At 43.1% G+C, this 26,180-nt stretch carries 20 protein-coding genes and 1 pseudogene; 10 read left to right on the forward strand and 11 right to left on the reverse strand.

The window, feature by feature from the left end:
- Positions 1 to 54: 54 nt before the first annotated feature.
- From I1A42_RS24045 to I1A42_RS24070, 6 genes are all read left to right on the forward strand, one after another.
- Positions 55 to 1,485: a DEAD/DEAH box helicase gene (locus I1A42_RS24045; protein WP_196125499.1), complete on the forward strand. Its 1,431-nt coding sequence runs from the start codon at positions 55 to 57 to the stop codon at positions 1,483 to 1,485.
- A 492-nt stretch (positions 1,486 to 1,977) separates the two neighbouring features.
- Positions 1,978 to 3,000: a FecCD family ABC transporter permease gene (locus I1A42_RS24050; RefSeq protein ID WP_196125502.1), complete on the forward strand. Its 1,023-nt coding sequence runs from the start codon at positions 1,978 to 1,980 to the stop codon at positions 2,998 to 3,000.
- Positions 3,001 to 3,012: 12 nt separating this feature from the next.
- Positions 3,013 to 3,795, forward strand: coding sequence for an ABC transporter ATP-binding protein (locus I1A42_RS24055; RefSeq protein ID WP_202436509.1), 783 nt, complete (start codon positions 3,013 to 3,015; stop codon positions 3,793 to 3,795).
- A 31-nt stretch (positions 3,796 to 3,826) separates the two neighbouring features.
- Entirely contained in the window at positions 3,827 to 4,933 is a 1,107-nt protein-coding gene (locus tag I1A42_RS24060; protein ID WP_230389754.1) for an ABC transporter substrate-binding protein, read from the forward strand.
- Between the two features lie 120 nt (positions 4,934 to 5,053).
- Positions 5,054 to 5,809: a prephenate dehydratase domain-containing protein gene (locus tag I1A42_RS24065; protein ID WP_196125504.1), complete on the forward strand. Its 756-nt coding sequence runs from the start codon at positions 5,054 to 5,056 to the stop codon at positions 5,807 to 5,809.
- A 340-nt stretch (positions 5,810 to 6,149) separates the two neighbouring features.
- Positions 6,150 to 6,818 carry a hypothetical protein gene (locus I1A42_RS24070; protein ID WP_196125505.1) on the forward strand — a complete coding sequence of 223 codons (669 nt, stop codon included), beginning with the start codon at positions 6,150 to 6,152 and terminating at the stop codon, positions 6,816 to 6,818.
- Positions 6,819 to 6,991: 173 nt separating this feature from the next.
- On the opposite strand, the gene I1A42_RS24075 is transcribed toward I1A42_RS24070, so the two are convergent.
- From I1A42_RS24075 to I1A42_RS24090, 4 genes are read right to left on the reverse strand one after another with little or no spacing between them, the layout of a single operon-like run.
- Complete coding sequence (locus I1A42_RS24075) at positions 6,992 to 8,740, reverse strand: ABC transporter permease subunit (RefSeq protein ID WP_196125518.1); 1,749 nt, start codon at positions 8,738 to 8,740, stop codon at positions 6,992 to 6,994.
- 43 nt (positions 8,741 to 8,783) lie between these two features.
- A complete protein-coding gene (locus I1A42_RS24080; protein ID WP_196125520.1) occupies positions 8,784 to 10,307 on the reverse strand; it encodes an ABC transporter substrate-binding protein in 1,524 nt (507 codons plus the stop codon).
- A gap of 28 nt (positions 10,308 to 10,335) precedes the next feature.
- Positions 10,336 to 11,127 carry an ABC transporter ATP-binding protein gene (locus tag I1A42_RS24085; RefSeq protein ID WP_196125522.1) on the reverse strand — a complete coding sequence of 264 codons (792 nt, stop codon included), beginning with the start codon at positions 11,125 to 11,127 and terminating at the stop codon, positions 10,336 to 10,338.
- Positions 11,124 to 11,969, reverse strand: a complete 846-nt coding sequence (locus I1A42_RS24090; RefSeq protein WP_196125524.1) for an ATP-binding cassette domain-containing protein — start codon at positions 11,967 to 11,969, stop codon at positions 11,124 to 11,126. The genes I1A42_RS24085 and I1A42_RS24090 overlap by 4 nt, the downstream gene beginning before the upstream one ends.
- Before the next feature lie 600 nt (positions 11,970 to 12,569).
- Between I1A42_RS24090 and I1A42_RS24095 the strand changes: the two genes are divergently transcribed.
- Complete coding sequence (locus tag I1A42_RS24095; RefSeq protein ID WP_196125527.1) at positions 12,570 to 12,998, forward strand: hypothetical protein; 429 nt, start codon at positions 12,570 to 12,572, stop codon at positions 12,996 to 12,998.
- Between the two features lie 217 nt (positions 12,999 to 13,215).
- Here the strand turns inward: I1A42_RS24095 and I1A42_RS24100 are convergent, their stop codons facing one another.
- The 4 genes and pseudogenes from I1A42_RS24100 to tnpA all read right to left on the reverse strand — a co-directional run bounded on the left by I1A42_RS24100 (position 13,216) and on the right by tnpA (position 18,312).
- The gene (locus I1A42_RS24100; protein WP_196125529.1) at positions 13,216 to 15,114 is read right to left on the reverse strand and encodes a peptidase; all 1,899 of its coding nucleotides are present in this window, start codon (positions 15,112 to 15,114) and stop codon (positions 13,216 to 13,218) included.
- A gap of 914 nt (positions 15,115 to 16,028) precedes the next feature.
- Positions 16,029 to 17,582: pseudogene (gene tnpC / locus I1A42_RS24105) on the reverse strand (IS66 family transposase).
- A 59-nt stretch (positions 17,583 to 17,641) separates the two neighbouring features.
- Entirely contained in the window at positions 17,642 to 17,995 is a 354-nt protein-coding gene (gene tnpB / locus I1A42_RS24110; protein WP_161157512.1) for an IS66 family insertion sequence element accessory protein TnpB, read from the reverse strand.
- A complete protein-coding gene (tnpA, locus tag I1A42_RS24115; RefSeq protein ID WP_161157513.1) occupies positions 17,992 to 18,312 on the reverse strand; it encodes an IS66 family insertion sequence element accessory protein TnpA in 321 nt (106 codons plus the stop codon). Before tnpA ends, tnpB begins: the two co-directional genes overlap by 4 nt.
- A 709-nt stretch (positions 18,313 to 19,021) precedes the next feature.
- Between tnpA and I1A42_RS24120 the strand changes: the two genes are divergently transcribed.
- A complete protein-coding gene (locus I1A42_RS24120; RefSeq protein ID WP_196125531.1) occupies positions 19,022 to 20,047 on the forward strand; it encodes a purine-nucleoside phosphorylase in 1,026 nt (341 codons plus the stop codon).
- Between the two features lie 176 nt (positions 20,048 to 20,223).
- Here the strand turns inward: I1A42_RS24120 and I1A42_RS24125 are convergent, their stop codons facing one another.
- On the reverse strand, positions 20,224 to 21,378 hold the full coding sequence (locus I1A42_RS24125; protein ID WP_196125764.1) for an aminotransferase-like domain-containing protein: 1,155 nt from the start codon (positions 21,376 to 21,378) through the stop codon (positions 20,224 to 20,226).
- Between the two features lie 113 nt (positions 21,379 to 21,491).
- On the opposite strand from I1A42_RS24125, the gene I1A42_RS24130 reads away from it, so the two are divergent.
- A complete protein-coding gene (locus I1A42_RS24130) occupies positions 21,492 to 22,361 on the forward strand; it encodes an AraC family transcriptional regulator (protein ID WP_196125766.1) in 870 nt (289 codons plus the stop codon).
- Between the two features lie 388 nt (positions 22,362 to 22,749).
- On the opposite strand, the gene I1A42_RS24135 is transcribed toward I1A42_RS24130, so the two are convergent.
- Positions 22,750 to 22,905 (reverse strand): hypothetical protein, encoded by a 156-nt coding sequence (locus I1A42_RS24135; protein WP_196125533.1) that lies wholly within the window; start codon positions 22,903 to 22,905, stop codon positions 22,750 to 22,752.
- Positions 22,906 to 23,589: 684 nt separating this feature from the next.
- On the opposite strand from I1A42_RS24135, the gene I1A42_RS24140 reads away from it, so the two are divergent.
- The gene (locus tag I1A42_RS24140) at positions 23,590 to 24,885 is read left to right on the forward strand and encodes a methyl-accepting chemotaxis protein (RefSeq protein ID WP_196125535.1); all 1,296 of its coding nucleotides are present in this window, start codon (positions 23,590 to 23,592) and stop codon (positions 24,883 to 24,885) included.
- Between the two features lie 187 nt (positions 24,886 to 25,072).
- Here the strand turns inward: I1A42_RS24140 and I1A42_RS24145 are convergent, their stop codons facing one another.
- A complete protein-coding gene (locus I1A42_RS24145) occupies positions 25,073 to 26,140 on the reverse strand; it encodes a lactonase family protein (protein WP_196125537.1) in 1,068 nt (355 codons plus the stop codon).
- Between the last annotated feature and the right edge of the window lie 40 nt (positions 26,141 to 26,180).

Raw genomic sequence — 26,180 nt, forward strand, 5'->3', positions numbered from 1 at the left:
TTCGCACTGGTAAATTAAGTGCGTCGTTCTTATAAATTTTAATTGAGTATCAATATGGGTTTTTCCTCGTTAGGGCTATCTGCTCCAATTCTTCAAGCCATCCAAGAGAAAGGCTATACCACGCCTTCTCCTATCCAAGCGCAAGCGATTCCTGCTGTATTAAAAGGCAATGATGTGATGGCAGCAGCGCAGACCGGGACAGGGAAAACAGCGGGCTTTACCTTACCGATACTTGAGCGTTTATCACATGGCCCAAGTGTTCGTGGTAATCAGGTCCGTGCATTGGTCTTAACCCCAACCAGAGAATTAGCCGCGCAAATTCAAGAAAACGTATTTACTTATAGTCGTCATTTGCCTTTGAGCAGTGCGGTGGTGTTTGGTGGCGTGAAAATTAACCCACAGATGCAGCGTTTACGTAAAGGGGCGGATGTATTAGTGGCAACGCCTGGTCGCTTACTAGACCTGTATAATCAAAAAGCACTCAAGTTCGATCAATTAGAAGTGTTAGTGCTGGATGAAGCCGATCGTATGCTAGACATGGGCTTTATTCGTGATATTCGTAAAATTTTGGCGTTATTACCTAAACAGCGTCAGAACTTGCTTTTCTCAGCCACTTTTTCTGATGAGATTCGTGCACTAGCAAAAGATTTGGTCAACGATCCAGTCGAGATCTCTGTTACGCCAGCAAACTCAACAGCAAAAACCGTAGAGCAGTGTGTATACCCTGCTGATGTTAAGAAAAAAGCCCCAATGCTGCTGCAACTGATCAAAGAAGGGAACTGGCACCAAGTTTTAGTATTTACCAGCACTAAGCGCGGCGCGAACCGTTTGGCTGAATACTTAACGGATAAAGGGGTCTCTTCCGCGGCGATTCATGGTAATAAGAGTCAAGGTGCTCGTACTAAAGCCCTGGCGAACTTTAAATCTGGTGAAGTCCGCGTGTTGGTTGCCACTGATATTGCAGCGCGTGGTATTGATATTCCTCAATTACCTCAAGTGGTTAACTTTGATCTACCAAAAGTAGCGGAAGATTATGTACACCGCATTGGCCGAACTGGACGCGCTGGTGAAAGCGGCAAAGCGATTTCATTTGTGAGTGCCATTGATGCGGATTTATTATTTGCGATTGAACGTTTGATCAAAAAGTTGCTGCCACGTATGGAACTGAAAGGTCACAAACCCACTAATCCCGTGCCGGAAAAAGCATTAGATACTCGACCAATCAAACCGAGAAAGCCTAAGAAACCGAAAAAACCAAAGGCGAAGCCGCAAGAAGGTCAGTCTGGTGAGGCTAACACGCAGGGGCAGGTGAAGAAAAAACGTCGTCCAAACAATGGAAAACCAACGGCTGCAGGCAAATCTGGCCAAGGTCGTCCTGCCAATAAATCGGGTCAACGTTCTGGTGATAACAAAGCCACTGGTGGCAACAAACCAGCAGGGCAGAAACGTCGCCGCGCACCACGTAAGCCACAGGCAGAAAAATAATACGTTATTTTCGGTAAAATAAATAAAGCTGACTTTCATAGTCAGCTTTTTTGTATTCTTTAGTTATATATAAACAATTTAATATTATTAATTCAAATAATAAATGCTCTTATTATTTCATTTCTATGATTTGCATTAATCATTAATTAAAAAAGTGGATTGCATGGTGAAAAATGCAATGGTAGTTTATCAGTTAAACGAAAAAATTTTACTAACTGATTGTTTTAATTATATCATGTTTAGTTATTGATCATATTTACTCCAATAATCATTAAATTTAACGCCGTTCTGCCAATAATAAATAATTTGAGTATACGATGTGTGATGCTTAACCCACATGGGTGAGTTGACTCTATTCCACTAGAAGAGAGAAATAGCAGCAATGGCAGATAAATATTTAAAAATCGTCATGAGAAAACAAACTACCCAGTTTTCCTTTCACTTTGAGACTAGCCACCGCTATTTCTTCTCTATGGTCATGGCATAATTCATATGAACAACTCCTCAACAACAGATTCTTTGTCTGTTCATACTTCTTTTCGCTCTATTGGTGCGATGACATTTTTAATTGGTTTGACCTTTGTTGCCATTATCATTTCCTTTGTGGTTGGTCGATTCACGATTCCTCTCTCTGATTTTTGGGACGCATTAACTGGCCACGGTTTAGGCGCTTTGGTGCTACTTAAAGTGCGTTTACCGCGTATTGCTGCGGGGATGGCAATTGGTGCGTCGCTAGCGGTATCAGGCGCTACATACCAAGGCATATTTCGTAATCCAATGGTATCTCCTGCCATATTGGGCGCATCCTCTGGAGCAGGTTTGGGCGCTGCGATTGCAATTTTATGTTCCATGAGCTTTTTTATGGTGCAGGCCATGGCGTTTACGTTTGGAGTTGCGGCAGTACTGATTACCTATTTTGTCGGTAATGCGGTAGGACGAAATAACGACTCACTGCTCAGTTTAGTGTTAACCGGTATTGTGATTTCTGCACTCGCTTCCGCAATCATCTCGTTAACCAAATACCTTGGCGACCCAGAAGAAAAGCTTCCAGAAATCACCTTTTGGTTAATGGGGAGCCTTTCATCGGCGACGGTGTCCAATATGCTTTGGATGATTGCACCGTTAGTGGTGGGACTTGTACCGATTATTATGTTGCGCTGGCAACTTAACCTTTTATCTCTAGGAGATGAAGAGGCGTCGGCGTTAGGGATTAATGTCAGTAAAGTGCGCGTTATTTTGATACTGGCTGCGACCTTGCTTACGGCGGTATCGGTGGCGGTGAGTGGTGTGATTGGCTGGATTGGCTTATTGATTCCTCATTTAGTTCGTATGTTAGTGGGGCCAAATCACCGCGTCTTGATTCCAGCCAGTATCTTTTTGGGTGGTTCTTATCTCATGCTAGTGGATGATTTGGCTCGTTCCCTGTTACCCATGGAAATCCCAATCGGGATTCTAACGTCATTGATCGGCGCTCCTTTCTTTCTCTATTTGATGGCACGTCGCAAAGGATTATAAGGAGTCAGACAGATGATGAAATTGTCGGTGCATGATCTGCAATGTGGGTATGGCCAAACAGTAATTGCTGAAAATATTTCGTTCTCCGTCACCAGTGGTGAAGTGCTGTGTATTCTTGGTCCTAATGGGGTCGGGAAGTCGACGCTGTTTAAATCGATGTTAAATTTAATCCCTAAGCTCGGGGGCGAGATTCGCATTAATGATGACAACATTGAGAGTTGGTCACGTAAACAGCTAGCGACAGTGTTGGGGTACGTGCCTCAAGCCAGTGCCACGCCGTTTCCATTTACGGTGCGAGAAATGGTAGCAATGGGGCGCACAGCCCACTTAGGTGCGTTTGCATTTCCGAGTAAACATGATTGGCAGTTGGTCGATGATGCCATGCATAAACTCGGTATTAGCCGTTTGGCTGAGCGACGTTTTCCAGAACTGTCCGGTGGTGAAAAACAGATGGTGTTGATTGCGCGGGCCATTGCTCAAGCACCAGCGCTGCTTGCTATGGATGAACCGACTGCTAGCTTAGATTTTGGTAATCAAGTCGCTGTGTTGCGCCAAGTTCGCCAGCTTGCGAGTGAAGGGTTTGGCATCATTATGATCACGCATTCTCCAGAGCAAGCCTTTTTGTGTGCGTCAAAAGTATTGTTGTTCAGGCGAGATAAACCTTGTCTCTTTGGTTCCGTGGCTGAGATTGTCACCGAAGCCAATCTACGTGATGCCTATGGTGTCGATGTTCAAATTAACCAAATTGGTGAGAGAAACGGGCACCCCGTGCATTCGTGCACGCCAGTGGTATAAGTGAACCTTGCCAGATAATGGAGCGTAATTTATGTCTGCAAAGAAAGTGTCATTTCGTCAGCATGGAATGCTGAGAACAAAAGCGTTGGCAGCAGTGGCGTGTTTGTCCTGTTTATCTGTTGGTATGCCTGCAATGGCAGCGATTCAGCAAACGGTAACGGATGCCAGTAGTACTGCAGTAGCCGTCCCAGCACCTTCGCAGATTCATGCTATTGGTGATGCGTGGCCTGCGCATTTAGAAGTGTTATCTATGCTCGGAGCTGGAGCTAAAGTGGTGTCCTACGTGAACGTCGATACTCCAGAAAAACGTCCTTGGCTAGCGGTGGTGAACCCGCAAATGAAACAGGCATCTCCCGCGTTTACTAAAACAGACGTGAACGTAGAAGAAATGCTGAAAGATAAACCTGATGTGGTTTTCTCTATTGTTACCCCGCGTATGCGTACTAAATTGCAAGAATTGAATATCCCTAATGTTCAACTGACGTTTACTAACTTTAAAGAGTTGGAAAAAACCTTTGATTTAACCGCGAAGATCCTTGGTCCTGATGCGCAAAAACGCGCCGACGATTTTAACGCTTATCTAGAAGAGAAATTGCAACAGGTTCGCTCTTATACGTCCACTTTGCCTGAAAGTAAAAAGCCACGCGTATTGCATGTAGTGCACTTTAATCCGTTGACTATCGATGGCGGTCATTCGTTGATTGATGCTTGGATTAAAGCCGCTGGTGGCGTTAATGTTGCAGAAGATGTGCATGGCAGTTTAAAAGTGACGTCTAAAGAGCAGATGTTGGCGTGGAATCCTGATGTGATTATTTTTGGTGGCAGCGCAATGCCTGACCCAGCCACTCGCGCTAGTGAATTAAAAGCATTAGAAAGCGATCCGATGTGGGCAAGTGTTAATGCGGTGAAACATCACCAAGTGTATATCAATCCCAATGGCGCTTTTTTATGGGATCGTTACGGCGCAGAAACCGCATTACAAGTTCAGTGGGCGGCGAAAACGCTCCATCCTGAACATTTCAAAAATCTAGATATGGCAAAAGAAACAAAATCTTTCTACCACCGTTTTTTGAATTATGACCTAACAGATAAACAAGTGAATGAAATACTTCAGGATCTCCCACCCAAAACATTGTAAATAACGACGTTAATCATTATGGTAAGCCCTGCTTTTTTGAGTAGGGCTTATTTTATCCGTTCAAGATAAGCTTTACTTTGAAATCATAAATAAAATCAATAAATTAAAAAAGGTAAAATAATGAGAAGTAAAGCACTTCAACGTATCGTTATGTCTGCAGCTTTAATGGCGAGTTCTGTATTGGCGGCACCTACTTGGGCCAGTAGCGACATTTATGTTCAAGCATCTAAAGGGAGCTTCAATAATGAAGCAATAGCGAAACTGTTTGCCCAAAGACCGGCGCTTAAACACGACACCATTTATGCAGGAACACCTTTAAATGTTATGAAATCTGCCAGCGAGCATGATGCCTATGCGTTCAGTGCCGTGGAAAATACCACCATCAAAGGCCAACTGGTTCAGGCAACAGTCACCGCATTTGAGCACTATAAACCCACTGCGCTGCAAGCTTATGTGACGATGCCAATTGAAATGTGTGTGCTGATGAATAAAAAGGATGTTGCGGCTAACACACCAATCAGCTTGATTGCTTCTCACCCAGCAGCGCTTAAGCAAATTGACCGCTGGAAACACAGCATTAAAGGATTAAAAGAGCAGGCGATTCCGGCGGGTACTGCCGAATCTGCACGTCGAGTCGCACAAGGTGAGTTACCCTCTGGCACTGCCGCTATCGGCTCATGTGCATTAGCTTCTCTTTACACCAACTTATCGATTGTTGATAAAGGTGTGCAGGATAACCAAAATAACGCGACTGCTTTTATTATGATGAAAGTGACTAAACGCGATCACGCCATTAGCGAGCAAGCTGCCCGCAAAGCGTTATTTGCCGCTATCAAACAGGCTAAGCAAGTTGATAAATTAACGCTGACAAAGTAGTGGGTTAGGTGATAGAACAGCCCCGCTATTGATATTTGGCCAGATTATCTGGCCATTTTTATTTTTAGTAGTGCGTCATCTACAGGGTAAATAAGTTGAAATCTTACTGTTATTATTAAATATGTAAACTTATAGAATTAAATCTAACAGAGTTTAGATACCCAATAGTACTGTAAGTGTCGATACCATAATATATATTGATATGTATGATTTATTTACACTTCATAGCATTAAAATCCATATTAACAACATAACTAATTGTTTTATATAAGTTCCTCCTGTGGGCATATTTTATGCCTTAAATCAACAAGTTGATTGGGGTAATAATAAAGGAACGAATATGAAGAGGTGGTTAAGTGTATTTGTGTTACTTATATTTTCCGGAATAGCTCAAGCAACCGTTATAAGTGGAGCGTCGGTTGAAAATAATATTTTAAGTTACACTGATGGTGATACGGTTTATGAGTGGCTTCAATGGAATATAACGACTGAAATATCGGTGCAAGAGTTACTTGATAATATCATAGCGAACGATAGCAACCTCGTCATCAATGGTATTGACTACGGTTCTGGATGGTCAATAGCAACTACGTCAGATATGAAAGATTTATTGGACCAGTTCGGTTACGGAACAGATAATTCTTATTATTACAGTGATTCAGAGGCAAATTACTCAACGTTTACTGCAATGTTATCCTTACTTGGAGTGACGTTAAGTGATACTGGAAATGGTTATTTGGATATCGGAACCGCTGCTATTTTTGACGATGCTGATGACAATGATGATCTATACGGGATCATAGTGTTAGAAGGCATATCAGATAATTACGGCAGATTCTCTACTTATGAGTATATTGAAGCGGCAGAATCCGCATCCGGCTCATCCGCGTCACTAGGAATCGCGGTATTGCGAGTCAGTACTGTCCCTGAACCTGACATATTTGGCTTAATGTTTTTAGGTATAGGGTTAATTAGCATGGTGCAGTTTCGTCGCCACAAGGTGAGCTAATTAACTAGCTTTCTAATATGTGTCCATATCACCTTATAACGCTTCCTACACCTTCGCAGTTTTCCTAGTCTTGTATCTCTATGGTGGTGCCATCTGGCATTATCGCTATGGAAGAAAGAATGAAGAGATACACACCTTAATAACGGTGTGTGTCCGTTTTAAACGTTTAAAAATTAGCGTTTACTGCCCCAAACGCTAGTCGCGCTAACAGCTAAAATTGATAGCAGGATAAGTGACGATGCGGGAGCTAATATCACCCAATAGCTACGCTCTACGTAGGGCATACCTTCAGACAGAATACGGCCCCATTCTGGGCTTGGTGGCATAGCGCCCAAGCCAAGGAACCCTAGTGAAGCAAGAGCAAGTGCAATGCCCGGCACGCGCAACATGGCATGGCGTAATAGTGGCTTAAATACCGCAGGAAGCAAGTAAAACACATTGCGTCTGAGTGGCCCAACTCCAATCATTGGTAGCATTTGCATGTAAGTGCGCGCTTTGACTTCTGTTGTCAGAGCGGCGGCGTGCGCGGCCAAAGGTGCCCAACTGACCAATATCACCGCTAAACTTGCTCCCCAGATCCCCGCACCATAAATAGCGACAATTAATAACCCGGTAATCACCGGTGGTAGAGCATTGGCGATTTCAATTGGCCCCGCCATAAGGCGTGGAAACTGACCGACAACAAAGCCAATCACTAAACAAATCAGCGAGATGATGATGGCTAAAAAGCAGGTGTAAAAACTGCCATGGGCGACGCGAGCGAGAATGTCTCTGCCCATCGAATCGGCACCAAATGGTAGTGTGAGTGAAGGCGATGACAAGCGCATATGTTCGATAGCAAACGGATCGCGCGGTAAACCAAACACGATGACCAGCACCAGCAATCCAAGACAAACCCAAGGGATAACTCGAGCAGAGCCGGTGACTTGAATGCTGTTTTCTTTAGGCTGAGGTAGCGCCCCTTGGCGCAGTGCACGACCCAAAATGAGCGCTTTAATCACATTGACTACGATACCGATGGTAAAGGCGAGCGATAAAATCAACAAAATACCCAATTGCAGTGTCGGTACATCTTTGGCAATGGCTGCCCCAAGAGTAGCGCGACCAATGCCCGGAATCGCAAACACTTTTTCCACTGCAATGGCACCACCAGTCAGTGATACCACGACTAAACCAACCAAAGGCAGAATAGTGGCTAACGCTCGTTTAAGTACGGCAAAAGTAATATGACGACGACTAATACCCGCCACGCTCCAAGTCGCGACCCAAGGTTCGGTAAACACTTGAGCAATCGTATCTGAGAGTAAACGACCTAGATAACCACCGGCAGGAATCGCCATCGACAGTGCAGGTAACACCGCGTAGTGAAACCCTTGCCAGCCAAAAGGCGGAAACCAACGTAGCCACACAGCACCGATGAGCAGTAATACCGAAGCGAGCAAAAATTCTGGTAGGGCGGTGAACATAACCGCGATAACACCTTGGCTACGGTGCGCTTGTCCACGTAGCCCATAGCGAATAGTGGGAAGAGCAAGTGTTAGGGCGATGATGACTGCCCCACAAAAAGCGAGCCCCATTAATGTCAGAGAGACACTCGCGGCGTTGAGCATGCCCCCTAAAATTGGGCGACCAGACACCCAAGAGACACCAGGGTCACCTTGCAATAAACCGTGCAACCATTGTGTCATCAATGCCCATGGCCCTTGATCGAGCCCCAAAGAAGTGCGAATGGCATTCAGTGTCTCTTCACTGGGATTTTGCTCTGCAGAGCGTGCGCGTAGCAAAGCCAGTGCAGGAGCTTGCCCTGATAACCAAGGGAGGAGGGCAACTAATATCACCACTCCACCCATGGTCACTATGCGTGACCCTAGCGAAGTTAGGCCAGACCAAGCGGCGATTGAACGTAAAGAAAGTCGTTTCATGGTTACACGGTTCTTACTGCTATTAATAGGTTACGATTGCGAATTACTCGACGTTTTTGATGTAGGTATGGCTATCAATCAAGGTGCGTTCACGAGGATCGCGAATGGCGCCAACCACTCGTTTCGATTCGCCTTGGATCACACGCTCGTGCAGCATAGGAATGGCCGCATCGCTGGCCAAAATCAGGTTCTCTGCTGCCATGATCGCTTTTTGGCGTTCAAGCCCTGCAGGTAGACTGCCAGCGACTTGTAGTGCTTGATCAATCTCTGGTTGGCAAAGCTGCGCAATATTAAACGATCCTTTACAGCTAAAGTCGCTGTACATGTACGCCACTGGATCGCCAGAGTCCAATACGGTTGCTCGTGACAAAATAAACGCATCGAACTTGCCCGCTAGTGCATCCGATTCGATTTGTGAGTATTCACGAACATCTTGTTTAACGGTAAAGCCAGCTTTGTTTAACTGTTGTGCGAGGTAAACTGCCACTTCCGGTAGTTCAGTACGGTCGGTAAACGTCGCCAAAGTAATAGTGATGCCTTTGGGATCAGCAGGTGCGACAGTGTGTTCAACGGGTTGGCGCAACTTCGCCGCCCAAGGTAGCGCTGGACCTAATAGACCTTGGGCAATATCAGCACGTTTTTCATACACATTATTGACGATTTGCTCGCGATTAATGGCTTCGCGAACCGCAGCGCGTACTGCAGGATCTTTCATCACACCGTAACGGGTATTGAGATACAGGGTATTGGTGCGTGGCATTGGCACTTCATGAACTAACGAAGGGTCAAGCAGTGGGGCTTGCGATACCGGAATTGCTTCAACAATATCGGCGTTATCAGTGCGCAGTGCAGCAGCACGAGCGATACCATCAGGAACAAAGTTCACGTCAATACCCGATGCCTGGGCTTTCTCACCCCAGTAATCGTTAAAACGATTTAAGGTTGCTGAACTGGTGCCATTTACTGCCGTCAGTACAAACGGACCGGTTCCGGCAGTAATTGGATTAATCACACCGTTTGCTTGGTAGGCATTCGGTGACAAAATGGATAATTGCGGGCTGGTTAAACGCTGCGCCAAAAGAGGATCAGGTTTTGAACTGGTCACGATAACGGCGTGTTCACCATCGGCCTTAATGGTAAGGTTCATGCCATCAAGAATACGTGGTTTTGGGGTTGCCTTAGCGGCCACTTGCAGTGAGTTGACTACAGCCTTGGCATTAAATGGGCTGTGATCATGAAATTGCACGTTCGGACGAAGTTCGAAGCGCCATTCGGTTGGTGAAATCTGTTCCCATTTTGTTGCAAGTGCCGGAGCCAGATTGCCAGCTTGGTCTAAGATCACCAAGGTTTCGGCTGTGCTCCAACGGGACAACTTAAATGCGTCATCACTCAGCGGTGTTAACCCTGAGCGTGGCGGCAATAACATGGCTAGCTTGATGCGATCTTGCGTTGCTTCTGTTGTGCTCGCTTGTGAGACAGGTTTGTCGCTCGTCGAATCAAAACAACCCGACAATAAAGAGGCACAGATGGCAACACTAAGCAATGGCCACTGCTTTAATAGTTTCATTGATACTTCATCCTATAAGAATTACAAATTACGCGGAGCGCCTTTCGAAATGAGACGTTTCCAGCTCTATGCTAGGTACCGCCTCCAATAATTGTTGGGTATATGGGTGCTGTGGCGAAGTAAGCACCGCTTGGGTTGGGCGATCTTCAACAATCGCACCATGGTTCATCACCAAAAGTCGGTCACATAGCCCCGACACAATCGACATATCGTGGGTGACCAGTAAAAGTCCCATGTGATTTTGTTGGCACACCTCAAGCAATAATGTTTTTATCTGCTCACGTAGGGGTAAATCCAAACCACTGGTTGGTTCGTCAGCCAGTAGAAAAACAGGCTTTACCATTAGAGCTCGAGCTAATGCCACTCGTTGTGCTTGTCCGCCAGAAAGTTCGCCGGCTTTTTTATTCAGTGTTTCTTCTGTCAGTCCAACCTGCTTTAGGGCGTGAATGAGTTCGGATAACGTCACTTCTCGTTTTTTGAGGCGTTTTACTGGTTCAGCCAATACCTTTGCCACACTTTGCATCGGTGGCAGAGCATTTTGTGGATCTTGCGGTATGTATTGCACCTGTTCGCGATACCAATTCAACGAATGCCATAAGCGTTTACGAATAGGCTCTCCTTGGCAGGCGAGTTGTCCCAAGCTGGGTTGATTAACCCCTAAAATTAGCTTGAGCAAGGTAGATTTACCGCTCCCCGATGCGCCAACCAGTCCCACGCGTTCGTGTTGAGTGAAGGCTAACGTGAGATCCTGAATGATAGCCTGTTGATTGGGCGTAAAACTGACGTTGTTTAAGGTCAAAAATGGAGTATCAGCGTTCATGCATAAGCCCTTGTAGCTGAATTGGCAGCGGTGATATGAGATAAACGGCTGCTCTTAACCGCTTGAACCAAACTTTGGGTATAGGGGTGTTGAGGGTAACGAAGTAACTGGTGCATCGGAGCCTGTTCAACAATCTTGCCTTGATAAATAACGATTGCCCGATCGCACAGTTCGGCTGCCACATTAATGTCGTGAGTAATGAACAGCAATGACAGTGGGCTGCCGTGCAAATGCTCATCGTGAGCACATAGGTGCTGCGGACCACAGTACTGTTTCAGCAGCTCAATGACCTGCTTTTGACTTAGTACATCCAGTGCAGTGGTTGGCTCATCTGCCACCAATACATTGGCACCACTTAATAAGGCTAGAGCGATGCAGAGGCGCTGGCGCTGGCCTCCAGATAACTCAGAAGGCAGACGAGATAACAGATCCGACGTTGGGTCAATGTGCATTTGCGCCAGTACATCATGCAGCTCATGATTGGAACGGTTTTGTGTACTGAGCGAAAGCTGTTTTCCCACGCTCATGAGTGGGTTTAGGGCACTGAACGTATCTTGAAAAATGGTCGCGACCCGGCCTTGCGGCTGACGTGCTAATACTGGTTTTGCTGTTACATCAATACCATTGATGTTAATTGAACCAGAAACATCACAATAGGGAGGCAGAGTCCCGTTAATAGCTTGTGCTGTTAACGATTTTCCTGACCCTGACGCACCGAGAAGACAGACCCGCTCGCCTTGCGATAGCGAAAGGTTAATGTTTTCAACGAGAATTTGTCCATTGATTGAAATGGATAGATTGTCAACGGTCAGTATTGAACGGCTTGAATCAATTGGCTGCACAGGGATTTATACTTTCTAATTATGTAATGTCAATAATGTTATAACATAACAAAATGATAGGGATGAATAAATATGAGGTAGCACTCTGTTACAATTTGACTGTAAAGCTAACTTTTGTGTATAGGTTCATTCCACCGGAGCGAAGTTTCGTTCATTGAAACTTGGCTCCGGTGAACTTCGTTCATAATAGTCTTCCAGTAGACAGCATTTAAAAACAGTTACTTAGAGGTAGGTATAATGCTTATGTTCTTACTTAGATAAGAATATATTCTGATCTGATCCATTTAATTTGATTTAAAAGTATTAAAGAAGTTTTGCCCCATTATTTTCTATTTTAAGACTTGAGAGACACATCTCTTTTCATAACTTTAACCTATATTTACTAATAGCAGATTATGAACATAGTTGAATTGCTATAAATGTAAGATCGTATTCTGCAATTTGTAAGTACAAAGAAATATAACATCTATAGAACAGTATGTTACTGATATGGTGTCTGTATTTTCTAAAAATATTATGAAGATACTATCCGCTGAAAAGACACTGCTAGCTGTTTTATGTAGTAAGAATTAAGTTTATTTAACATTAAAAAGGGTCAAAATGAAGTTTAGTAAGATAACTATATCGTTGATTCTAGCTGCATTTCTTTCAGGGTGTGCATCTGGACTAAATTCAATGCAGCAAAGAGAGTATGCTGCAATGGAAAAAGATGGTGTACTAATTAAAGAAAAAAATCCCAATACAGGAATGGCTTTGGGTTTATTGCCAGGTGGCGGGTCTTTTTATGCGCGTGAACCAGGTTTAGGTGTTGTAAATCTATTATTTTGGCCTCTTTCTGTTCTATGGGATCCCTTCAGTGGTAAGCAAGGAGCGGAGTCTATAAATTACGATGTTACCAAACATTATCTTAAGCAAGAGATAAAGAAAGAGATGAGCGAATTAGATGATAAGCTTGCATTAGGAAAAATAAGTAACGAGCAGTACATAGTAGAAAAAAGAAAAATTGAAAATAAATATAGCTATGAATAGTTACCGTAGTTTGTTCGTATCCGCCCCATGATCCCACAGGCCGTTTAGTTTCAGTGTGAAAAGCTCCAGGGAAGAAGTGAGTAGATACCAGGCTCTGGCTTAGCTAGAGCGTGTTGATCTTTGCTGCACATCTTTCATTCAGCAATACATCGGTAGCCACATTATCGTAAACGCCAGTGATTGTTATCAGCTCGTTATCTGCCGATTTTGTTTGAGTTTAATTTTTATTCAAAGCTGATATTTGTTTTTGAGCTTCTGTTAATCGCTCGATCCCTTTGATCTGTTTTCTTTCTTCTTGTGTCAGCTGGTTATAGGCTTGGCTCGCTTCCTCTATCTCTTTGCTGCTTTTACGCGTAATCTGGTTTGCCGCTGGTAGCTGATTCAACATCGCGTTGAATGCTGATACCGGAGTCCAACCTTCAACAAACACGCTACTTGCTCCATGTGGCGTAAATTGGGTTGAATTTAGCTGAGCTGTGCCTGATCCTTTTTGTATATTTCCCTGAACATCCCGACCAAGCCATGGGCGACTCAGTTGTGTGATTTTTTTTCTTTCCTGTTCTGATTGACGGCGTTGGCTAAATAGCCACTGGAAAGGATAATCGAGCTGGTACGCATATTTCCAGGTAGACATATGGTTACCGCGGGTGAATGAGATCCAGTTTATTCCAGAGCCGGGGGTTGTATTGTCGTGGTTCGTAACTTCTTTCTCTTTGGTATTCTGTGTCTCCAATGGCAGATAAGGATCCCACTGAGCATGAGTCACTGTTACTCCTGCCGCTTTATAGTAGTCAGAAAGAGCGTTCCACTCACCGGAAGCCATTGAATCACCAGAGCAGCTATGAACCAGTATGTTGTCATCTGAAACCATGTAATACCAGTTTTGGTAATTGTGTTTGTCTAATCCAAAACCATTGAAACTGATAGGGTCATTTTCAGGTGTACGCGCAGGCGAGCCATTATTCTGGAAGTTTTTATTGTAGTTATTTGACCATTGTGAACCAGCAACGGCGATACCGGCAAAAAAGTTATCTCTTTGAGCCGCCATACTTAATAGCAGCATTCCGCCCATTGATTGTCCGGTACCATAAATTCGATCAGTATTGATGTAGCCGTGATATTTTTTCAGTATGGAATCTACCAGTTCCCAAACCGCGGTATTTGCTTCACTGGAAGACACTAAATCATTGGTTGAACGACGACTTTCTTCTATTTGCGGTACGACTATAATGGCAGGGTTTGACGTCTGGACTTTATCACCAGACAGTTTAACCGCTGCTTTTGAAGAGGTAAGTGCCGCCATAGGATCGGTATTATTGGCACCGGCATGTTCCATATGCAGAACCAGAGAAATATTGCCCTTGTGCTGTTTTAATTGCTCAGGGTCAGGAACATATATCGAGTATGGCAGTTCGAAGTCTTCGTATTTACCCGTATATTCACTGTAAGTATGAGTGGCTTTGAATGCACCATCGCCGATACGATGCAATGTCCAGCCGCTTTGGGAGTCAAACTGCGGCAGAATGATTGTGCTTTTATCCGCCGTAATCACGTTTTGCAGACCACCACTCCATTTATTTTTCTGTTGGGTGATGGTGTAGTTAACGATTTCTTTTGTCCCAGCTGTTATTTTCGCATCTTCCCCCTGGATATCAGAAATCTGTTTTACTCCGGCCATCATCGTTGAAGTATAAACGAGGTTTTGTGCTTTGAGCATATAAGCTGTATTGACCTCAAGGATGACATAGCGACCTGACTTTGTTCCGCCGCTTATGGAAGGCATGGGTTTATTATTGACATACACTTTGGTGATATGTCCTTCATTTCCTTTCACACTGTCGTTATCACGTTCAATCGTCTTATCAAAGCCATGCTGACGTTCCTGATAAAGTGCATAGTCAGTAATTTGATAATCATTACTATCGACAGACTTTGCATCAATCGGTGTGTTGTATTCAACAATGATTGCAGATGTTTTTGCCCCTTCAAGATCGACAAAACCATAAGATTTGACCGAAGTAATCGCATTGTCTGCTGAAACTGTTTTTTTAGCAGCTAGGGTATGACTGCCGTATAAGGTCGCGACAAGCATTAATGCAAGACCTGAAAATTTCATTATTCTTATTAAAACCTCTGATGGATATCTGTGCTAGATCGTTTAGATTAGACCAGAAAAACCTGTAATAGTTTAATTTATATGAAACTTTAGAGGTGGATTGGCAGATTTATAAACAGCAAAGCCGCTGCACGGAGAGGGCTGCGGCTGATGCTTACTTTGTTGTGGTATTTATGGCGTAATCGCCTCTGCCTCTTCAAGTTTCTGTTCGTGATAGCGTTTTCCGCCACTCCAGCCAAAATTATCCACTGTGTACCCCCCCCCCCCCCCCCCCCCAGCATTGCGTTTGTCGCAACGGCTCCGCCAAGGTCGCTTGGTAATTAAGGTACGACAGAATCGCTTGGTGATCACATGTCAGCTAAGATCTGGCTGACGCGGTAATGGACAAAAACTTCTTACAGTTTCTACCTATTTTAGTAAACTATGAATTAACTTAGGTATTGCAAAGTAATGAACGAAAATTCTGAAGGTCTGCTCAAATTATGTAATCTAAGAAATTTTTATATAAACTTTTTACCTTTTCCTTAAAACCATTATTAATAAACTCACTGACTATGTTTTCTATCAAAAATCATATGCAATACTCATTACCGCTCTGCTAACCAGTTGTGCTTCTGTTTCACCTAAATATCTTAATAGTAAAATGGAATCTCCTACTGAAGGTTCCCATGCTGTTAGCATTCATAGAGATAAACACTTTGGAATAGATCTATCTATTTTTTCCGAAGCTGATGCTGACGTATGGAAAATGGATAAATTGAAAGTGTATGAATGCTCGCACTAATTCAGAAAGAAGCTGATATCTGTTAGCTATTTTTGTTACGATATTGAGTGTTAACGACCAACTTCACACTTTCTACAACTTTTATCAACCGATAATATACAGTAAGCGCCCCATGAACACACGGGGCGTTTTAGTGTGAGAAGTTCCACGGAAGAAGTGAGTTGATGTCAGGCTCTGCTTTCGCCAGCTCTTTCATGCACTTGACCATGTAATCGTAGAGAATGAGTCCATTGGCTTTAGCCGTCTCTATGATGCTATAGAGTAATGCACTGGCATCAGCACCTTTTGATGTGTTGGCGAAGAGCCAGTTCTTTCGGCCAATGACCATCGATTTTATCGCACGCTCTGCTCGATTGTTGTCGATGAATAAGTGCCCATCATCCACATAACGCACCAACTTTGGCCATTGACCCAAGGTGTATTTAATCGCTTTACCCAGTAGGCTAGATTCGAACACTTTCTGTGTCGTGAGCCATTGATACAGGTCGTCCAATATCGGTTTGGCGTGTGATTGTCTTTCTGACCAACGCTCTTCGGCTGACGAAGGTTTTAAGCGAGCTTCGAGCGCATAGAGTTTTTGGATTTTCGCCAGTGCGATATCCACTTTCCCAGTCTTGCCTTTTCCCTAGAGCTTTTTTGCTTCCATGAACTTACGGCGAGCATGAGCGAAGCAACCGACGTTTGTCACTTGAGTGAGACCATCGTACGCCGCATAACCATCGGTTTGCAGGTAACCCGAGTAATCTCCCAAGAAGTCCATTGGGCACGCTCTCGCGCGACTGTTTTGATAGTCGTACAAGACGATGTTTTTCATATCCGGTAAACAAGCTTGCGGAGAGTCAGCTCCTGAGCAGTAAAGCCACATGTAACTGCGCTTCTCTTCTTGTAGAACATTTAATGGGGTTTCATCGGCATGCACCACCACTTGCTCAAGTAAGTGCGTTTTTAAGGCTTGGTACAAGGGTTGGAACTTCTCGCTCACTTGGATAACCCAGCGAGCCATGGTGGTTCTTGATAAGTCGATGCCCGATTGTGTGAACAAGGTTTCTTGTCGATACAGCGGCAAAGCGTACTGGTATTTACCTAAGATGATATTGGCCAGCAAGCTTTCTGTGGCGAAGCTTTTCGGGATAATGCTCTCTGGCGCTGGCTGTTGGTGAACAGGGTTAGTCTCACCGTGTTGCTCACAATGATGGCACGCGTATTTAGGACGAACGTATTCGATAACTTTGAGAACGGCAGGCGTGAACTCCAGTTTCTCGCTACGGTCTTCCCCGATTTGATGCAGAGAGTGTTGACAGCAAGGACACTGTTTATCGTGCTCGTCCAGATCAAGAACCACGGTTTCGCGAGGTAAGTCTTTAGGTAATGGCTTGCGTTTACCTCGGCGCTTTGTTGTGGTCGTCGTGGTCACCACTTATTCGTCGACTTTCTCCGCTTCGCATTCCACTTCATTAAAGAAGTCGCCCTGAGCTTCGTTATACGGTTTTAACGCTTCAGAGCGTTTGGCGAACTGACGGTCAAGTGCCAGTTTGAACTGCTCAATTAAGGATTGGCGCTCTTGTTGCCACTGTGATTCTTTTTGCTGCCAAGCTTCTTGCTCAGACATCAACGCCTTCACCATCGCTTGAAGTTCCGCGATGTTTTGGCTGTCTGGATTGATGTCGGGGGTCGTCTTTTTCATGGTCGTTATTGTACTTAATACCGATAAAAAAGGCTTGGTTTATCTGACTTTTATTGCCATTAACCCATTGTAAAACTGTCGATTTTTATCGCTTTATGGCCGATTATTGTGAAGCCAGAAAGCAGCCTGTCGAGGTCAAATTGCGTTAAGGTAAACACCGTATTTTTCTCTTGCGTGGGCCACTTAAACTTAGCTTTTTCGAGGCGTTTATACCAGAGCGCATAACCCGTTTGGTCCCAATACAACGCTTTGATTTTATCGCGTTGTTTATTGGTGAAGAGGAACAATGCCCCTGAGCCTAGCTCGAGGTCGGTTTCGGATTCAATCAACAGCGCCAGACCATTGATAGACTTTCTGAAATCGACAAACTCGCGGTATAAATACACCACTGGCGCGGTCATCATGCGTTTCATGACAAGGCTCCAATCAATTCTGCAAGATAGTGTGTCGGCGTGCCTTGAGGAATACTCAATTCGACGTTATTTGCTATCAAAGTCATGTTCGCCAACGACGTCTGGGTCACCTTGAGGCACGTAGTCTTTTCAATCATTTCGGCCTTAACGAAACCACTCTGATTCGCGGAATAGTTAACACTCAGCTTTTGCCGCTTGGCGTAAAACGTCGATACGCTAATGTCGTGCTTTTGGCAAAAAGCGTGTTGTGTGAGTGAACTGGCTTGGCATTGCTCAATCAGAGAAAGCCATTCTTGGTCGGTGCGTCGTTTGTACATATCACATCTCCTTTGGATTGGAGATGTGATCATAGAGTGGGCAACGGGTGATTAGAATGTGGTGTTTGTGGTGCGCTTACGTTTGTTCAGCTAATAAGTCAAATTAAGCCGACCCAATTACGCGGTGTTTGCCTTTATGCTTTTTAGCGTAAAAGTATACCTTCGACTATTGGTCGGTTGATTTCCGGCATTATGTTAATTGATGAACATCGAGGATGTTCACGACGACACACTCTATCATCGATGTTTAACAACCATATTGTAATTAGTTTTTGAAAAGTTTTTTCAAAAAAACTCAGGCAGGGGCAATATCAAACTTCAACGTAGAAATGCGTGGATATATACGATGAAAAACAGTAGATCTAGTTTATTGAGCTTGGGTGTCAGTTTCTTAACCGCCGCCTAGGGCTTTAAATAAGTTAACCTGCTGTATCCGTCGGTTGGATGATAGAAACGGCGTAACTTTCACGGGCATCTAACATTGCGCGTTGGTTATTCAGCTGTTCGTTACTTTGGTGGGCTGTAAGGTTATCAACCAAACTGTAAAGGTGAGTGTTCCCGTTAAAAAATATGTAGATTTTTATTGTGTAAATTGTTGGTATGAATTCGTATTAGCTTTCTATATAGTTTTATTTTTATATTGCCATTGATTTGATCAATTATTCATTTCGTATCAACGGCCTAACTACGGAAATATATTAGGGATATCATGAAAAAATTGTCACTAGCCATTGCACTTGGCTTGTTAAGTAGCGGTTGTGTCACTACGCCTCAAAGTTCGGATTCAGCACAAACCATTAGCCCTAAAGTGCTCATCGTGACTATGTTTGGCAGTGAAGCTAAACCTTGGTTAGAAACGAATACATTCACGCATAGCTATCATATCGCTGGTCTGAGCGCCGAATACCCAGAACTAAAATGTAATGGCAAGGGTATCTGTCTTGTCACCACCGCGATGGGATATGCCAATGCAGCAAGTACAATGAGTGCCGTTGCTCTAAGCCCACAATTAAATCTACGCGACACTTACTTTATTATTTCTGGGATCGGTGGTGTGGATCCAAATGACGGAACGCTTGGCTCAGCGAATTGGGCACGTTATGTGATTGATGGTGGCCTCATTCATGAAATCGACTCACGTCAGATTCCGCAAGATTGGACATCAGGTTTGCTGGCTTTAGGTGCCACTAAGCCTAGCGAAAAAGCTAAATGGAGCGCAGGGACTGAAGTCTATAAACTTAACGACGCGTTGGTGAACAAAGCCTACAAATTAACTGCGAATGTTGCTTTGAGTGATGGGGAACAAGCACAAAAATATCGACAGCAGTACAAGGCGGGCACTCCTGGAGCCCAGACGCCAAAAGTGTCTATCTGCGATACTCTTTCTAGTGATACCTATTGGCACGGTTCGGACATAGCTAAGTCAATGCAGGCATATACCACGATGGTTACTAACGGCAAAGCAAACTACTGCACGACGCAGATGGAAGATAATGCCAGCCTAACCGCTCTAAAACGGGGGGCCGAGGCTGGGAAGCTGGATTTCAACCGAATATTAGTGATGCGTACCGGTTCTAACTTTGATCGAGAAGCCCCAAACCAAACCCCAATTGAGTCGTTATCAGCAAAATCAGGTGGATACATGCCAGCGGTAATCAACGCTTACCGAGTTTCAAACACCCTAGCACAAAAAATTGTAACTGACTGGCCACATTGGGAAAATGGTGTGAAATAGCGATTAATAACGGATTAGAAAAGTCATCCTGAATAGGCTCATTTAGCGATGACTTTTTTATCCGACATCGCGATGGCTAAATTGGAAATGCCCCATCATCAGCTAGGGTAAACGTTCATATTTTATTAATGAACGTTTACCCTACAAAAAGTAATATTCCTTCCTATTAACTTATCTTAGTACGGTGTATTTTTCAGAACTTGGGAAATACGCTGAATTGCGGTGACTAAATCCTCTGGGTCTGCATTGGTAAAGTTGAGACGTATTGCGGATGGTGGCTCAGCTGATGTCGGATAAAATACGGGGCTTGGGACGACTGCAACTTTATTCGCTAATAATTCATTTGCTAATTTGTAGGTATCACATTCTGGGAGGGTAACCCAGACAAACATCCCGCCTTCTGTTGGAGTGATTTTGCATTCATCGGGTAGATAGGCCTGTACTGCCCGAAAGATAGTGTCATAGCGAGATCGATAAATAGCACGTATATTTTCCAGATGTTTAGGAAATTCAGCATGTTGTAATAAACCAAGTATTATTGCTTGTATAGGCGTACTAGAGTGTAGGTCTGCCCCTTGTTTAACTTTTAATAGCGGTTCTAAATAACTCTGCTTTCCGCTCACAGTCCCAAACCTCAGACCTGGAGATGCTATTTTAGATAGTGAACGCAGCACAATAGAGTGGTCTGGGCAAAAGTCAGAGACTAAAGGAAGGGGCTCACCAGAAAAACGTAATTCTCGGTACGGAGCATCTTCAATAAGCACAACATTATATTTGATGCACAGTGTTGCGACTTGGTTGCGTTTCTCAAGTGACCAACATACGCCCGTTGGATTATGAAAATCCGGAACCGCATAAAACATCTTGGGTGATGTTGTTTTAAAACATAATTCTAATTCATTGATATCAGGTCCGGATTCATCCTGAGATACGGTAACCAAATTAGCCTGTGCTAAGCGAAAGACTTGCATTGCACCGAGATAACAAGGTGCTTCCATAGCGACGGTATCGTTGGGGTTTACGTATGCTCGGGCAATTAAATCCAGGCCTTGTTGAGAGCCAGTACACGTCATCACGCGATGTGTTTCTGGTAGATTATATGTTTGTGTGAGGTGAACAATTAATGGCTCATACCCAATGGTTGCACCATATTGAAAGACATCAGTCATTGCAGTAAGTGCTTCTATAGCGGGTTTCATTAAATGGATAGGGAATGTTTTTTCATCGGGTAAACCGCCTGCAAGTGAAATAACATTTTTATCACTGGCAGCAGCAAGGATTTCACGTATATAGGAAGATTGTATTTGTTGGACTGAGTAGGCAGTTTCCATATAAGACTCAAATTTTGTTGTGGTTGGTCTGAAAATAGTAATGACTATTGGCAAAGAAGGTCGGTCCATATATGCTCACTAACATGTCCATTTATGCTATATATCTCTACGCTATGAATAAGCTTCAACAATCAAGAATTAATGATGTGCTTTTCTATATCCATCAGGATATCAGTAGAGATTTGACAGCTCGTGAGCTTGCAAAAGTTGCGTCTTATTCAGAGCAGCATTTTCATCGAACGTTTCAACGTGTGGTTGGTGAATCGGTAAATCAGTATATTCGCCGTATTCGTATGGAATATGCGGCTAACCAGTTTATGTTTGATCCGCAGGCAAAGGTGATTGATATTGTGAATAAGAGTGGCTTCAGCTCCGCTTCATCATTTAATCGAGCATTTAAAAGTGTATTCAATATGTCGCCAAAGGAATGGCGTAACCACGATTTACAGATATCAGATAAGCCATACCTGAAGGATAAAGAAATTGCGTTGGGATATGAGCGCGTAGCGAATCATGATTTGCCCATGCCAAAGATAATTGAAGTGCCAAGTCGTATGGCTGCTTATGTTCGCCACACGGGTTATAACCGTTCTATTTCACATGCTTGGCTATTATTAAAAGCGTGGGCGATGACGGAAGGTCGTGATTTTTCCGTTCAATATGGATTACATCATTCGAATCCTGCATGGGTGGCGTTAGAGCAGTGTCGTTATGTGGCATGCATTGAGATAGAAAGGCCGATTTCAGTGCGTGGCGTGGTCAATCAATTTGTTATCCCGGGTGGACTACATGCAGTATTTCCATTGAGTGGGATTTATGGTGAGCTCTTACCGAAGTTGAGCTTGATATTAGAACAATGGCTACCTGAATCCGGCTTTAAATTGCGTCCAACTCCGGCATATGTTCACTACATTAAAAATCATTTTCTCAATCAAAACGAAGAGTTTGAACTGGATTTCTATTTGCCTATAGGGTTCTTTTAGTTACTTACACACTTTTGATAGGGCAATTAGCATAGCGAGTGATTTGTTAGTTAACGAGGATATACACCCTATCTTCGTCTCGTTTTCCAGTTCCTTTGATTTCACTTATAAGTTTTCTCCCGGTGTATTTCGTATCTATCGCTGTGTATGCCGCTCTTTCCTCTGCGGCCAGGATGCTGTCACCGGTAAATCTTACGAACACCGCCGGGCTTGGGGGGCTCATCTAAAGGACTCAATTAAAGCCAAAACCCAATTGGGCAAAAAACGAATGGTGGGGGTTACTGATTTCATAATAGGTATGACAATACACAAGCCCTGTGAAATCTCGCCTTTTCTCAATAATCCCATCAATAGTGTCCTGCAGACAGAATTTAGGAGCCGTTATTTCTCAAAGTAATTCCTCCAAAACAACACCAGCTTCACCATTGGCAATTCTTTGAAGAAGGCCATCCATTTCTACTTTTTCATCGGTTGAAATTTCTTTATTTTGAATGGATTTATTTTTATTAATGCTATTCTCATTAGCAATGATTTGATTAGACATATTATGCCACTTATAAAAATTAAGGTGCACTGAACATAGGTATTATTTTTAGGATAGATAATTAAGGGAGATTACAGAGAGAAACTTGCTAGGGATAACGCTGGAAAACTTTCTTTATATTTTATCTTGAAACAACTCTTTGTCAGAGCAAGTATCACTATACAGGTTTATTTAATTAAAGATACCTTTATTTTCAATTTAGTTAATCCGTGTCAGTTTAGAGTTGTTGTGACAATCTAGCTCAGAATCTGTGGATGGAAGAGTAATGCCCATCAACGTGCTAGTTAGATCTTCGCTGACACGAAAATGCTCCATTTTAACCCTGTTAGTTATTTAGTATGAAGGAAGTGTAGCAGGATTTATTTGACCCAATTTTAATAATGCTACAGGTGGTTTAATACCCATAAGTCAGAAGGATTATATAGGGAAAACTCTAAAACTGTGGTCAATTTTTATTGATCACTTTCTCATGCCATCATGATAATTTTCATATCTTGCTGTAATGGCATTATTGTATACACAAACCGCACAATTTTTGTTGAAGTATCGGGCTTAGATAGTTGACTTTTCTAACGCTTAGACTTAACTCACTTTAGGTTAACTCCAAAAACATAATCAGAATTTGCCGGACCAGAAGCTTGATACATCAATATCGTAGTTTATTTGCGGCTAGTGAGGGAATATATGTGGTTTAGTAAAAAAAAGGATGTACCCACTTCAGAATTAGAAAATCAGTATGTATATGATTTAAAATTAAATATGAATGCTATCATTAAGTATACCGCTTTTATTGTTTTCAGTCCTCAAGGTAACATCACTTTTGCTAATGAGTTGTTCTGTCATGCTGTAGGTTATGAATTTCGTGAGATTGAGGGTAAACATCATTCAATATTTTGTTCAAAATCGCTTAGTTCGAGTACAGAATACCAAAAACACTGGGAAGAACTAAGAGCCGGTAAAAGTATGAGCGGGGTATTTGAAAGAGTAAGAAAAGATGGTTCACCTCTTTTTATCTCTGCTGATTATTTTCCAGTTCAGGATGAAAATGGTAGCGTCATCAGAGTAATTAAAATCGCAAGGGATGTTACAGAAGAAACTCTCCAAAGAAAATCTCAAAAAGCAATACTACATGCACTTGATCGTTCCCTTGCAGTGATAGAGTTTAATCCTGACGGGACTATTATTTCGGCTAATGATAACTTTTTGACAACTGTAGGTTATCGTCTTGAAGATATTAAAAATCAGCATCATAAAATTTTTTGTTCAGAAGAGTTTTACAGAAAATACCCTAATTTTTGGAAAGAATTAGAACAGGGAGAATTTAAAACAGGGCGGTTTAAACGTAGAAATGTAAATAATGAATTAATTTGGTTAGAGGCTTCTTATAACCCTATTTATGATGATAAAGGTAAAGTTGTTAAAGTGATAAAATTCGCTTCTAATATAACAGAAAGGATTAACAACGTCCTTGACTCTATTGATATGGCATCAAGCACATCTGAAGAAACATCGGCTATAACTAAATTGGCAGTGGATATTTTAACTGAAGCGGTGAAAACATCTGAAAATATAGTATCGGAAGTCAAAAAGGCGAGTGTAGTTGGTTCAAAGCTCATTACTCAGTCTAAGAGTATTGATGATATAGTTACGACAATTCAGGGGATTGCAGAGCAGACTAATTTATTAGCATTGAATGCGGCAATAGAAGCTGCACGAGCAGGAGACAGGGGCCGTGGTTTTGCAGTAGTGGCTGATGAAGTCAGGCAACTTGCCAAACGGACAGCTGAAGCTACGACTGAGATCGCTACTGTTGTTCACAGTAATAACGATATGATAGATGAGATGGATAGTAATTTATCTCAGGTGAGTGGTATCGCTATTCAAGGACAAGATAGCATTAGTGAAGTACAAGAGGGGTTAGCCCAAGTTAGGCAAGGTGTCGAAGATCTTGTTCATTCAGTTCATAGATTAAAACCATAGCCAGAATGCGCATTTAACGCATTTTCTCTTAGCGAGATGGAGAGATATATCAAACGGAACGATTACTCGCCGTTGTAAAGGTGAGTGTCCCCATTAAAAAATAGAGTTTTGGAACTGTTAATCTGATATAAGCATTTAAGACACTGTTCTAAAACGTTTTTTTAAAAATAAACTAGAAATACTGTTCTTAAGCTTTAATAACCGACACCCAACTTGCACCTTGTCCGCACGGGGCGGTGGCTTGGTGGGTTAAGTTGCCATCAGAAGGATTAATGGCATATAAACCAGTAACGTTGGCATGTTCGCCAGTGACAATTAACCACTTATCATCCGGTGTAATCGCGATACTTCTTGGGCAGGTTTCTACCGTAAAACGAGTAACAAAACGTATCTGATGTTCATTAACATGAAAGAGTGATACTTGGCTTGAATTGCGCTCTGTGGTGTATAGAAACTGTCCGTTATGCGTAATCTGGATATCTGCCGCCCATATTCGTTGGTGAGCGGCGTTATCAGCGATGCGATTTTCTGGCATTAATCCAAGCAATAAACCAAAGTGTTCAAAGGGAAGAATGGCCTTCTGTGTCACAAAGGAAAGGGGCGGATCATTCTCTGATTTTCCATCAGTTACGCTGTAAACAAAGACTTCACCAGACATTTCCGTTAAAACATACAAGGTCTTCCCTGATGGAGAAAAAATGAGATGACGAGGCCCTGAACCTTGGGAAAGTGGCACTTCGATTTGTTGAGAGAATTCGGGACCATTGTGCGTAGAATAAGGCATGACTTTAACGGTATCTGAGCCTAATTCGGTATGAACAAACCAGCGCAGATCTGGGCTGATTTTTATCGCATGTGGATGTTTACCGCACGAATACGTTATGGTTTCATGATTTGATGGATTGCTTACATCCAATCTCGCCAAGAGGTTATCATTAAATGACACCATCCAAATCGTGTTTCTATCTGGTGTCAGTTCGATATTTGCCATGCTGGCAGGTAGAGGAAAAGTGTTGACTAGCTCAAGACTTGAATTGTTGATTTTATAAGTCTGTAATTGGTAAGGCTTAGAGCGGCTAACAACATAAAGAAGTTGAGCGTGTTCATCTATCGCTATAGGCATCACTAGCGGTGCCACCTCTATGTCACTCACGCGGGAAAAGAGTTCATTGCAGTTATCAGCTTGTTCACTTTCTAATCGGTAGCAACTGATCGAACCGGATTGGGCATTTGAGACGAAAATATGAAAGCGCATAAAATTACCTGTAATGGCCCAATAGATTTGCCAGCAATTA

The sequence above is a fragment of the Vibrio nitrifigilis genome, assembly GCF_015686695.1.
GTDB lineage: Bacteria > Pseudomonadota > Gammaproteobacteria > Enterobacterales > Vibrionaceae > Vibrio > Vibrio nitrifigilis.

Excerpts from the sequence above, each read along its gene's own strand:
- I1A42_RS24045 (WP_196125499.1), top strand. The coding sequence starts at position 55 with ATGGGTTTTTCCTCGTTAGGGCTATCTGCTCCAATTCTTCAAGCCATC.
- I1A42_RS24050 (WP_196125502.1), top strand. The coding sequence starts at position 1,978 with ATGAACAACTCCTCAACAACAGATTCTTTGTCTGTTCATACTTCTTTT.
- I1A42_RS24055 (WP_202436509.1), top strand. The coding sequence starts at position 3,013 with ATGATGAAATTGTCGGTGCATGATCTGCAATGTGGGTATGGCCAAACA.
- I1A42_RS24060 (WP_230389754.1), top strand. The coding sequence starts at position 3,827 with ATGTCTGCAAAGAAAGTGTCATTTCGTCAGCATGGAATGCTGAGAACA.
- I1A42_RS24065 (WP_196125504.1), top strand. The coding sequence starts at position 5,054 with ATGAGAAGTAAAGCACTTCAACGTATCGTTATGTCTGCAGCTTTAATG.
- I1A42_RS24070 (WP_196125505.1), top strand. The coding sequence starts at position 6,150 with ATGAAGAGGTGGTTAAGTGTATTTGTGTTACTTATATTTTCCGGAATA.
- I1A42_RS24075 (WP_196125518.1), bottom strand. The coding sequence starts at position 8,740 with ATGAAACGACTTTCTTTACGTTCAATCGCCGCTTGGTCTGGCCTAACT.
- I1A42_RS24080 (WP_196125520.1), bottom strand. The coding sequence starts at position 10,307 with ATGAAACTATTAAAGCAGTGGCCATTGCTTAGTGTTGCCATCTGTGCC.
- I1A42_RS24085 (WP_196125522.1), bottom strand. The coding sequence starts at position 11,127 with ATGAACGCTGATACTCCATTTTTGACCTTAAACAACGTCAGTTTTACG.
- I1A42_RS24095 (WP_196125527.1), top strand. The coding sequence starts at position 12,570 with ATGAAGTTTAGTAAGATAACTATATCGTTGATTCTAGCTGCATTTCTT.
- I1A42_RS24100 (WP_196125529.1), bottom strand. The coding sequence starts at position 15,114 with ATGAAATTTTCAGGTCTTGCATTAATGCTTGTCGCGACCTTATACGGC.
- tnpB (WP_161157512.1), bottom strand. The coding sequence starts at position 17,995 with ATGAAACGCATGATGACCGCGCCAGTGGTGTATTTATACCGCGAGTTT.
- tnpA (WP_161157513.1), bottom strand. The coding sequence starts at position 18,312 with ATGTACAAACGACGCACCGACCAAGAATGGCTTTCTCTGATTGAGCAA.
- I1A42_RS24120 (WP_196125531.1), top strand. The coding sequence starts at position 19,022 with ATGAAAAAATTGTCACTAGCCATTGCACTTGGCTTGTTAAGTAGCGGT.
- I1A42_RS24125 (WP_196125764.1), bottom strand. The coding sequence starts at position 21,378 with ATGGAAACTGCCTACTCAGTCCAACAAATACAATCTTCCTATATACGT.
- I1A42_RS24130 (WP_196125766.1), top strand. The coding sequence starts at position 21,492 with ATGAATAAGCTTCAACAATCAAGAATTAATGATGTGCTTTTCTATATC.
- I1A42_RS24135 (WP_196125533.1), bottom strand. The coding sequence starts at position 22,905 with ATGTCTAATCAAATCATTGCTAATGAGAATAGCATTAATAAAAATAAA.
- I1A42_RS24140 (WP_196125535.1), top strand. The coding sequence starts at position 23,590 with ATGTGGTTTAGTAAAAAAAAGGATGTACCCACTTCAGAATTAGAAAAT.
- I1A42_RS24145 (WP_196125537.1), bottom strand. The coding sequence starts at position 26,140 with ATGCGCTTTCATATTTTCGTCTCAAATGCCCAATCCGGTTCGATCAGT.